The organism is Pseudomonas sp. CP-1 (assembly GCF_021213715.1).
GTDB classification, from domain to species: domain Bacteria; phylum Pseudomonadota; class Gammaproteobacteria; order Pseudomonadales; family Pseudomonadaceae; genus Pseudomonas; species Pseudomonas aeruginosa.
Genome location: NZ_JAJQKY010000010.1, coordinates 211,104 through 220,283 on the forward strand (window position 1 = coordinate 211,104; position 9,180 = coordinate 220,283).

General features: G+C 67.5%; 6 protein-coding genes and 2 pseudogenes. 3 read left to right on the forward strand and 5 right to left on the reverse strand.

What is annotated here, in order from left to right; all coding sequences use genetic code 11:
- Positions 1-104 precede the first annotated feature (104 nt).
- Positions 105-629 carry an RrF2 family transcriptional regulator gene (locus LT948_RS20690; RefSeq protein ID WP_003090553.1) on the reverse strand — a complete coding sequence of 175 codons (525 nt, stop codon included), beginning with the start codon at positions 627-629 and terminating at the stop codon, positions 105-107.
- Positions 630-897: 268 nt separating this feature from the next.
- Here LT948_RS20690 and LT948_RS20695 point away from each other — a divergent pair, with 268 nt between their 5' ends.
- Positions 898-2,103, forward strand: coding sequence for an NAD(P)/FAD-dependent oxidoreductase (locus tag LT948_RS20695; RefSeq protein ID WP_003122579.1), 1,206 nt, complete (start codon positions 898-900; stop codon positions 2,101-2,103).
- Positions 2,104-2,315: 212 nt separating this feature from the next.
- On the opposite strand, the gene pfeE is transcribed toward LT948_RS20695, so the two are convergent.
- The 4 genes from pfeE to LT948_RS20715 all read right to left on the reverse strand — a co-directional run bounded on the left by pfeE (position 2,316) and on the right by LT948_RS20715 (position 7,645).
- Positions 2,316-3,230, reverse strand: coding sequence for a ferric enterobactin esterase PfeE (pfeE, locus tag LT948_RS20700; protein WP_073657336.1), 915 nt, complete (start codon positions 3,228-3,230; stop codon positions 2,316-2,318).
- Between the two features lie 19 nt (positions 3,231-3,249).
- The gene (pfeA, locus tag LT948_RS20705) at positions 3,250-5,490 is read right to left on the reverse strand and encodes a siderophore enterobactin receptor PfeA (RefSeq protein WP_096068085.1); all 2,241 of its coding nucleotides are present in this window, start codon (positions 5,488-5,490) and stop codon (positions 3,250-3,252) included.
- A 98-nt stretch (positions 5,491-5,588) separates the two neighbouring features.
- A complete protein-coding gene (gene pfeS, locus LT948_RS20710; protein ID WP_073657334.1) occupies positions 5,589-6,929 on the reverse strand; it encodes a two-component system sensor histidine kinase PfeS in 1,341 nt (446 codons plus the stop codon).
- Positions 6,929-7,645 (reverse strand): response regulator transcription factor, encoded by a 717-nt coding sequence (locus LT948_RS20715; protein WP_003101494.1) that lies wholly within the window; start codon positions 7,643-7,645, stop codon positions 6,929-6,931. Before LT948_RS20715 ends, pfeS begins: the two co-directional genes overlap by 1 nt.
- 264 nt (positions 7,646-7,909) lie before the next feature.
- Between LT948_RS20715 and LT948_RS33190 the strand changes: the two are divergent.
- Both LT948_RS33190 and vgrG read left to right on the forward strand, forming a co-directional pair.
- Positions 7,910-8,524 (forward strand): annotated as a pseudogene (locus tag LT948_RS33190) (type VI secretion system Vgr family protein); the annotation flags it as partial.
- 8 nt (positions 8,525-8,532) lie between these two features.
- Positions 8,533-9,180, forward strand: a pseudogene (gene vgrG / locus LT948_RS33195) (type VI secretion system tip protein VgrG); the annotation flags it as partial.

A 9,180-nucleotide genomic window follows, 5' to 3' on the forward strand; every position in this document is an offset into this window, starting at 1 on the left:
TCTGGCGATAGGGTAGGGAGAAACGCCGGCGCGATTAGCACCGCAGTCGACAATGGTGTTTTCCGCGAAACGGGCTTGCGGCGCCGCTCCGTATGCGCCAAGGGCTAGTCGCGGGAGCCGCCGCGTCCTTCCCGGCTGGCATCCATCCAGCGCAGCACTTCTTCGCCGAACTCCGGTGGCGCGATACGCCCCACCCGGCGTACCAGGTCGAGGATGGTCTGCTGGGCCAGCGCTTCTTCCATGCGCTTCTGCGCGGTGAGCATCACCGCGTGGATAGAGCAGGTGTTGCGGGTCGCCCAGGAAGGCGGGTTGCCTTCGAAGATCGCGCAGCGCTCGCGGACCTCGCGGCATTCGAAGATCGATTTGTCGCCGTCGATGGCGCGGACCACGTCGAGCACGCTGATTTCGTTGGCCGGCCGTGCCAGGCGGAAGCCACCGCGCACGCCTTCGGTGGCAGCCACCAGGCCGGCCTTGGCCAGGCGGGTGAAGACCTTGGCCAGCAGTTCCGGCGGCACGCCCTGCAACTCGGCGAGGGTGCGTACGCTGGACTCGCGGCTGTCGCCTTTCTCGTCGGCGAGGAACAACAGGCAGTGGATGCCGTATTCGACGCCGGCGCTATAGAGAGCCATCACTAACTCCGACAGAAATATTCGCAATATTCTGCGCGGTTTTCAGGTCGCTCACAAGGACAGGTCGTTCGCTGTCTTCCGCCTCGAAGCGCTCTATCTCCGATCCTTTTCGTATGTTTTCGACGTCTTTTCCTCTCTTTCACGGCGAGGGGCGATTGCCTCTCGGAACGCTTTTCGGGGATTGATCTTCTTAACTACGACAAATATAGTCGTAGTTACGGAGAGGCTTTTCTCCGGATATCCCGTCCTTTCCCTCCAGGAGCCCCCAATGAAACAACGTATCCTGATCGTCGGTGCCGGATTCGCCGGCATGTGGAGCGCGCTGAGCGCAGTGCGCCAGCTCGACCGCCAGGGCCGCGACGACGTCGAGGTCGCGGTGCTCGCGCCGCAGCCCGAGCTGCGCATCCGCCCGCGTTTCTACGAGCCTGACGTGCAGCGCATGGCGGCGCCGCTGGGCGAATTGTTCGCCGCGGTCGGCGTGCGTTTCGTGCAGGGCAGCGCGCAGCGCATCGACGTGGCCGGCAAGTGGGTGGAGTACCGCGATGCCGAGGGCACGCTGGCGCAACTGGACTACGACCGCCTGGTGCTGGCGGCCGGCAGCGGCGTGTGGCGTCCGGCGAGTGTCGTCGGCATCGACGCTGCCTTCGATGTCGACCAGTTGGAAGACGCCCTGCGCCTGGAGGCACACCTGCATGCCCTGCGCGACTTGCCGGATTCGCCGGCACGCAACACCGTGGTGGTCGCCGGCGGCGGCTTCACCGGCATCGAGACCGCCACCGAGATGCCGGCGCGCCTGCGGGCGATCCTCGGCGAGAAAGCGGCGCTGCGAGTGATCGTGGTCGACCGCGGCGCCGCCATCGGCGCATCGATGGGCGCGGACCTGAGCGGCTTGATCGCCGAGGCCTCGGCGGAACTGGGCGTGGAGTGGTGCCTGGGGCGTTCGGTGGCGGCGGTGGATGCCGAGGGCGTGACGCTCGACGACGGCCAGCGGATCGAGGCGAAGACCGTGGTCTGGACCGTGGGCGTGCGGGCCAGCACCCTGACCGGGCAGATTCCGGGCGAGCGCGATGCCCAGGGTCGCCTGCATGTCGACCGCAACCTCAAGGTGCTCGGTCTCGACGATGTCTACGCCACCGGCGACGTGGCCCGCGCGGCTACCGACGACCTCGGCAACCATGCCCTGATGACCTGCCAGCACGCCATCGCTCTGGGTCGCTCGGCCGGCAATAACGTGGCCGCCGACCTGCTCGGCGTCGAGCCGATTCCCTACAGCCAGGTGAAGTACGTGACCTGTCTCGACCTCGGCGGCTGGGGCGCGGTGTTCACCGAGGGCTGGGACCGCCAGGTACGGTTCGTGCGCGAGGAGGGCAAGAAGATCAAGACCGAGATCAATGGCGTGTGGATCTACCCGCCGGCGGCGGACCGCGCCGTGGCGCTGGCGGCGGCTGACCCGCTGATTCCGGTGGTGGCGTAGGGCGATTTTCCCTCACCCCAACCCTTTCCCGCAGGCGGGAGAGGATGCCGTGCGGCGTAGAGGGATGCAGCGGCGCGCGGATGCCTGGCTTCCAGTAGGGCGAATAACCGCGAAGCGGTTATCCGCCGTTGCGTCGGTCTTCCTTACAGCCCGACCTTCTCCCGCGGGCGGAAGAAAGGGACGGCGTAAAGGGCTCCTGGGAGCGTGCGCCTTCAGCGCTGGCGTTCCACCGCCGGACGGGCGAGCAGAAGGCGCAACGAGGCCCCCAGCGTTTCGCCATGACCCAGGCCGTCGAGCGGCTGGAAGTCCAGCGTGAGCCCGGCAACCCGGCGCAGGTCATCTACCAGCCGCGCCATCGCCTGGCCCGGCTCGGCTTTCAGCGAGCCGCGCGGGCTGGCCGGTTCGGCGCTGCCGCGCCAGAGCAGGAGTTCCGCGCGCTTTCCGCGCAGGCGCTGTTCGAGCCCCGCTCGCTCGCCGAGGATCGCCCCGTCGCGCCACCACAGCGACGGGCTGGCCGCGGCGTAGCGGGCGAACTCGCCGGGACGGGTGAACAGTGCGTGGAGCACCAGCAAGCCGCCGTAGGAGTGTCCCCAGAGGGTTTGTCGCGCAGTGTCCAGGGGCGCCTGCGCCGCCACGGCCGGGCGCATGCCGTCGCGCAGCAGGTCGAGGAAGGCGTCGGCGCCGCCGCTGGGCAGGCCGTTGAGCGGGTCGCGCTGATCGGCCTGGCCGGGACTCGTCGGGGTGTAGTCGAAGGTACGCCCGGCGCGGTCGATGCGCAGCGGCGTGCGGTAGCCGATGGCGACCAGCAGCGGTGCGTCGCCGTCGGCCAGGCGTCTCAGGGTGGACGCGTCGAGGGCGCCGACGGCGGCGTTGCCGTCGAGCATCCAGACCACCGGGTAGCCGGCGGCGGGCGGTGCCTGCAGCGGTCGGCCGAGCCACAGCCGGTAATGCCGCTGGCCATCGACGGAGTCCAGGTCCACGGCGCTGAAGCGATAGGGCAGGTCCTGGCGTTGCAGCAGGCTGCGGTCCATGGTCGCCTCGGGGTCCGGTTGCGCCAGCGGCGCGCCGCCGGGCAGGGCCGCCGCCAGGGCGAGGCCCAGGGCGGCGACGAGCAGGGAGGTTCTCATCAGGCTTTCTCGTTATGGCTCAGAACGACGCGGTCAGGCTGGTATAGAAGGTCCGTCCGGGCTCGTTGTAGGTCGCCGCGCCGGCCCCGTCGATGCCGACCACGCCCTGGGCATTGCCGGCGCGGAACAGGCGCTTGTCGAACAGGTTGTCGACGCCGGCGCCGAGGCTCAGGTTCTTGCTCAACCGATAGGTGCCGCCGAGGCCGGCGATGGCGTAGGGCGAGAGCTGGTCGTTGGCGCTGCCGGTGACACGGTCGCCGTGATAGTCGTATTTCTTCGGCTTCTGCTTGCCGTACCAGGTGACCGTGGCTTGCAGCGAGAGGTCGTCGGTGGCCTGCCAGTCGAGCATCGAGTTGAGGGTGTAGCGCGGCGTCACCGAGAGCACGTCGCCGGTTTCCTTGTTCTTCGATTGCAGCATGTAGGTGAAGTTGTTGCTCCACTTCAGGCCGTCGGCCAGGGGCAGGGTCAGGGTGCCTTCGAGGCCCTCGACCACCGCCTTGGGCACGTTCTCCCACTGGTAGATCGCCGCGTTGGCGTAGTCGCCCTTGCCGCCGCTGGCGTGGTCGACCGGTGACAGGCCGGATTCGATCTTGTACTTGTAGTCGTTGCGGAAGTAGGTCAGCCCCGCTACCAGGCCGTCGTGGCTGTACTCGATGCCCAGTTCCTTGTTCACGCTGGTCTCGGCCTTGAGGCCGTCGTTGCCGCGCAGGTAGCAACTGGTGCTTTGCCCGTAGCAACCCTGGCCACGGCTGTAGAGCAGGTAGTCGGGGTTCAGTTGGTACAGGTTGGGGGCCTTGTAGGCGCGGGCGATACCGGCCTTCAGGGTGACCCGCTCGGTGAGCGCGTGGGACAGGTTCAGCGATGGGCTCCAGTTGTCGCCGACGATGTCGTGGTGGTCCCAACGCAGGCCTGGGGTGAGCATGGTGCCGGGCATCAGCTCGATGTTGTCCTCGGCGAACAGCGAGAAGATCCGCGCCGAGGAACTGCTGCTGCGGTTCTTTCCGGCGAGACCGGGGATCGAGCCGCCTTCTTCGGTGTTCTGGGTGTTGGAGCTGGGGTCGTCGAGCTTCTGCTCGGTCCACTCGCTGCCGAGGGTCAGGGTCTGCTCGTAGCCCAGGTGCAGCGGCAGGTTGACCTCGCCGTGGGCGGTCAGGTCGCGCAGGGTAGCGGTGTAGAAGCCGGCGTTGTTGGGGTCGAAGATGCCTTCGGTGCCGCCGGCCAGGCCTTCGTTGATCCGGCTGTTGCGGGTCTTCTCGTACTGCAGGTAGGCCAGCGAGCTGCCGAAGTCCCATTCGCCGCGATGGGTGACCGAGTAGGTCTCGCGGTACATGCGGTTGGTCTCGTGGCCGAGCATCTGCTTCACGTAGTTGTTGCTGTTGGTGTTCTGCGTGTCGCCGGTGTAGATGTTGCCCTGGCGGCTGAAGCCGGCCTCGAACTCGAGGGTCTGCTCGGGCGTCAGGCGCCAGCTGAGCAGCCCGTCGATGTCCTTGTTGCGCACGCCTTCGCGACCGGCGGGGAGGGTGCCGGCCTGCTTGCCGGTGCGGTTGGATTCGTGGCCGGCGTTGATGTCCCAGTCGTCCGAGTCGGTCTTGGCGATGTTGCCGTAGACGCGGTAGCTGAGGTTTTCCGTGAGCGGCCCGTTGAGACCGAAGCTCATCCGTTCGCTGGCGCCTTCGGCCTTGTGTTGCGGGAAATTGCTGTAGACGCTGAGATTACCGTGGGTTTCCGCGCCGGCCTGCTTGGTGATGATGTTCACCACGCCGCCCGCCGCGCCGTTGCCGTAGCGCGCCGCCGCCGGGCCGCGGATCACTTCGATGCGCTCGACCTGGTCGGCCGGCACCCAGTTGGTGTCGCCGCGGCTGTCGCGCTCGCCGCGCCAGCCGTAGCGCACCGAGTTGCGCGAGCTGACCGGCTTGCCGTCGACCAGGATCAGGGTGTTCTCCGGGCCCATGCCGCGGATGTCGATCTGCCGGTTGTTGCCACGCTGGCCGCTGGAGCTGTTGCCGGTCAAGTTGACCCCCGGCATGGTCCGGATGATCTGCGACAGGTCGTTGCTCGGCGGTCGCTTGGCGATGTCCTCGGCGGTGATGATGGAAACTCCCGGCGCCTGCTTGGTTTCCTCCTGGGCGGTGGCGACCACGGTCTGCTCGCCCAGCTCGATGACGGAGCCGTCGCCCTGGCCGGCGGCGTGTACGGCGTTGGCGAGCAGGCAACTGGACAGCAGCAGGAAGGGAACGGCGGGAAGGGCGCGTGAGGACATCGGTGATCTCCGGGCAATGCAGCGAAATGCAAGAGATCACGAATGATATTGATTGTTATTTGAGAGTAAAGCGCATTAACTTTCTAAACACTTCGCCCTCAGGCGGCCGCCGGCAGCCACAGGTGCAGGCACAATCCGGGCTTGCCGTTGCTGGCCCAGAGCCGGCCGCCCTGTAGCTCGATGGCGCGCCGGGCGATCGCCAGGCCGAGGCCGAAACCTTCGCTGGCGCTATCGTCCAGGCGCTGGTAGGGGAGGAAGATGCGTTCCAACTGGTCTTCCGCCACGCCAGGGCCTTGGTCCTGCAGGCGCAGGTGCCAGAAGTCGCCCTCGCGCTCGCCGTCGAGGCTGACCGTGCCGTCCTCGGGCGAGTGACGGATGGCGTTGCGCAGGAGGTTCTCCATGGCCTGGGCCAGGCTGTCCAGGTGGACCTCGACGCGACAGTCGACGCCCAAGCGGCAGGGTAGCCGCGCCGGGTCCCAGCCGCTTTCGAAACAGGCGTCATCGCGCAGCGCTTCCCACACCGACAGCGCCAGCACCGGCTCGGTGGGCAGTTGCGGGCGCTCGGTGTCCATCCAGGCGAGGTCGAGGGTGTCTTCCAGCAGTCGTTGCATGTCGCCGATTTCGCGATCCAGGCGCTGGCGCAACTGTTCCGGCGGTAGCTCGCTGTCGTGGGCGATGCGCAGGCGCGCCAGCGGCGTGCGCAGTTCGTGGGACAGGGTGCGCAGCAGCAGGCGCTGCTGGGCGAGACTCAGGCGCAGGCGCTCGGCCATGTGCTCCAGGGCCTGGGCCAGCTCGCCCAGTTCGTCGCGGCGGGCCGCCAGCGGTGCGGCGAGGGGAGTGCTTTCCAGTTCGTCGGCGCGCAGGGCGTCGGCGCGATCGCGCAAGCGGTTCAGCGGCACCACCAGGTGGCGATAGAGCAGCAGGCCGAGCAGGGCGGCCAGCAAGGTCGGGACTATGCCGTGGGTGACCAGGTGGGTCCAGGGGGTCAGCCCGCCGGGCAGCAGGCGCTCCGGTAACTGGATTACCAGCCGGCCCTGCTCGGGATGTCCGGGGAACTCGATGCTGACGTACGGCAGTTCGTCCTGCAGGCGTCGGCTCATCGGCCAGTCGAGCTTGCGCATGAAGGTGAGGTGGCTCGACTCCTCGGCGCTTAGCGGCGTGCTGCCGAGGCTTTCCAGGTACGGTCCGACCAGCGCCACCCAGGTATCTTCCTTCGCCGACAGTTCCTTGCGGAAGCGTTCGGCGCCCGCGGCGCCCTCGCTGCGCCAGGCATCCTCCGCCTGCCGCGCGTAGTCCGCCAGGTAGCTGCGGTCGGCCGGGGCGAGGAAGTAGGTGCTGCGCTCCACCGACAGGCCCCAGGTGTAGATCAGCCAGGTCAGCAGCAGGCAGAAGCCGACCTGCAACAGCGCCAGTTTCCATAACAGCGGGTGCCTGCGCATCAGGGGTGTTCCGTCTCCACCAGTAGGTAGCCCTGGCCGCGTACCGCCTGGATCTGCAGGTGACGGACGGCGACCGCGGCGAGTTTGCGCCGCAGGTTGCAGACGTGCACGTCGAGACCGCGGTCGAGGCGCGTGTAGCTGCGGTGCAGCACGCTCCGGTAGAGGAACGGCTTGCTCAGCGCCTCGCCAGCGTGTTCGCGGAGCGTCGCCAGGAGGCGGTACTCGGATGGCGTCAGCCCCGCCGGAAGGCCCTGGTGGAGCACATCCTGGGCCTGGTCGTCGAACACCAGCCGGGTATCCCGCCGCTGCGCCGACGGTAGGCGGTCCAGTCGTACGCGGCGCAGCAGGGCGTCGGTGCGGGCATCCAGCTCGGCCAGGCTGAACGGCTTCGGCAGGTAGTCGTCGGCGCCGCGGGTGAAGCCGCTGATGCGATCCTGTTCGGCGCCCAGGGCCGACATCAGCATCACCGGCGTGGCCTGCTCGCGGCGCAGCGACTCCAGCAGGGCCAGGCCGTCGAGGCCGGGTAGCATGATGTCCAGCAACACCAGGTCGAACGCTTCGCGCCCGGCGGCTTCCAGTCCGTGCGAGCCATCGCCGCAGACGGTTACGCGGAAGCCGCGCCGGCGGAAATGCGCGTCGAGATCCTCGCGTAGGCGCGGGTCGTCTTCGACCAGCAGCAGGCGGGGAGATGGGATTGAAATATGAGAATGATTCACGTTCGTGAATATCTCATTTTGCCGGGGATCGGGCAATGGGCCAATGCGACGCATCGCGCACGGAGCGGAAATACTTTTCGACAAAGCCGTCGTTGCTTCGGTTTTTTTTCTGGCTTAGGGTCGGCGGGTCCGCAGGAGGCGGGCAGGAGTGTCGTGGCTATTGGCCAGCCTTTCGCGACGGCACGGGGTTGTACGATCATCTTGCGCGCTGCTGGCGCGTTGTTCGGGCCGCCCGCCGCAGGTGACTATCAAGGAAGATTCCCCATGCTGTTCTCCCAACACACCCGCCTGGTACACGTGGACTCCCCGCTGGGCCCCGAGGTCCTGCAACTGCAACGGCTGGAAGGCCGCGAGGAGCTGGGCCGGCTGTTCAGCCACGAGCTCGAACTGGTCTCGAGCAATCCCGCCTTGCCTCTGGATGCCCTGTTGGGCAAGCCGATGAGCCTCGCGCTGGAACTCCCCGGCGGTAGCCGGCGGTATTTCCACGGCATCGTCGCGCGCTGTAGCCAGGGCGCCGGCGCCGGCCAGTTCGCCAGCTACCAGGTCACCCTGCGGCCCTGGCTGTGGCTGCTGACGCGCACTTCGGACTGCCGCATCTTCCAGAACCAGAAGGTCCCGGACATCATCAAGCAGGTGTTCCGCGACCTCGGCTTCTCCGACTTCGAGGACGCCCTGAGCCGCTCCTACCGCGAGTGGGAATACTGTGTGCAATACCGCGAGACCAGCTTCGATTTCGTCAGCCGGCTGATGGAGCAGGAAGGCATCTACTACTGGTTCCGCCACGAAAAGAAGCGCCACATCCTGGTGCTCTCCGATGCCTACGGCGCGCACCACAGCCCGGCCGGCTACACCAGCGTGCCCTATTACCCGCCGAGCCTCGGCCATCGCGAGNCGAAAAGAAGCGCCACATCCTGGTGCTCTCCGATGCCTACGGCGCGCACCACAGCCCGGCCGGCTACACCAGCGTGCCCTATTACCCGCCGAGCCTCGGCCATCGCGAGCGCGACCACTTCTTCGACTGGCACATGGCGCGCGAGGTCCAGCCCGGCTCGCTGAGCCTCAACGACTACGACTTCCAGCGTCCCGGTACCCGCCTGGAAGTGCGCTCCAATGTCGGGCGCGCCCATGCCGCGGCCGACTACCCGCTCTACGACTACCCTGGCGAGTATGTGCAGAGCCAGGACGGCGAACACTATGCACGGACCCGCATCGAGGCGATCCAGACCCAGTACGAGCGAGTTCGCCTGCGGGGATGCGCCAGGGGTATCGGGGCGGGCCATCTGTTCCACCTGAGCAACTACCCGCGCCTGGACCAGAACCGCGAATACCTGGTGGTTGGCGCCGAGTACCGGGTAGTCCAGGAACTCTACGAGACCGGTAATGGCGGGGGCGGCGCGCAGTTCGAGAGCGAGCTGGACTGTATCGACGCCGGCCAGGCTTTCCGCCCCTTGCCGTCGACCCCGGTGCCGGTGGTGCGCGGCCCGCAGACCGCGGTGGTGGTCGGGCCCAAGGGCGAGGAGATCTGGACCGACCAG

What these genes read in the sequence shown, in the direction of transcription:
- pfeE (WP_073657336.1), bottom strand. Translation starts at nt 3,230, where the DNA reads ATGAGAACCTCCCTGCTCGTCGCCGCCCTGGGCCTCGCCCTGGCGGCG.
- LT948_RS20695 (WP_003122579.1), top strand. Translation starts at nt 898, where the DNA reads ATGAAACAACGTATCCTGATCGTCGGTGCCGGATTCGCCGGCATGTGG.
- pfeA (WP_096068085.1), bottom strand. Translation starts at nt 5,490, where the DNA reads ATGTCCTCACGCGCCCTTCCCGCCGTTCCCTTCCTGCTGCTGTCCAGT.
- LT948_RS20690 (WP_003090553.1), bottom strand. Translation starts at nt 629, where the DNA reads ATGGCTCTCTATAGCGCCGGCGTCGAATACGGCATCCACTGCCTGTTG.
- pfeS (WP_073657334.1), bottom strand. Translation starts at nt 6,929, where the DNA reads ATGCGCAGGCACCCGCTGTTATGGAAACTGGCGCTGTTGCAGGTCGGC.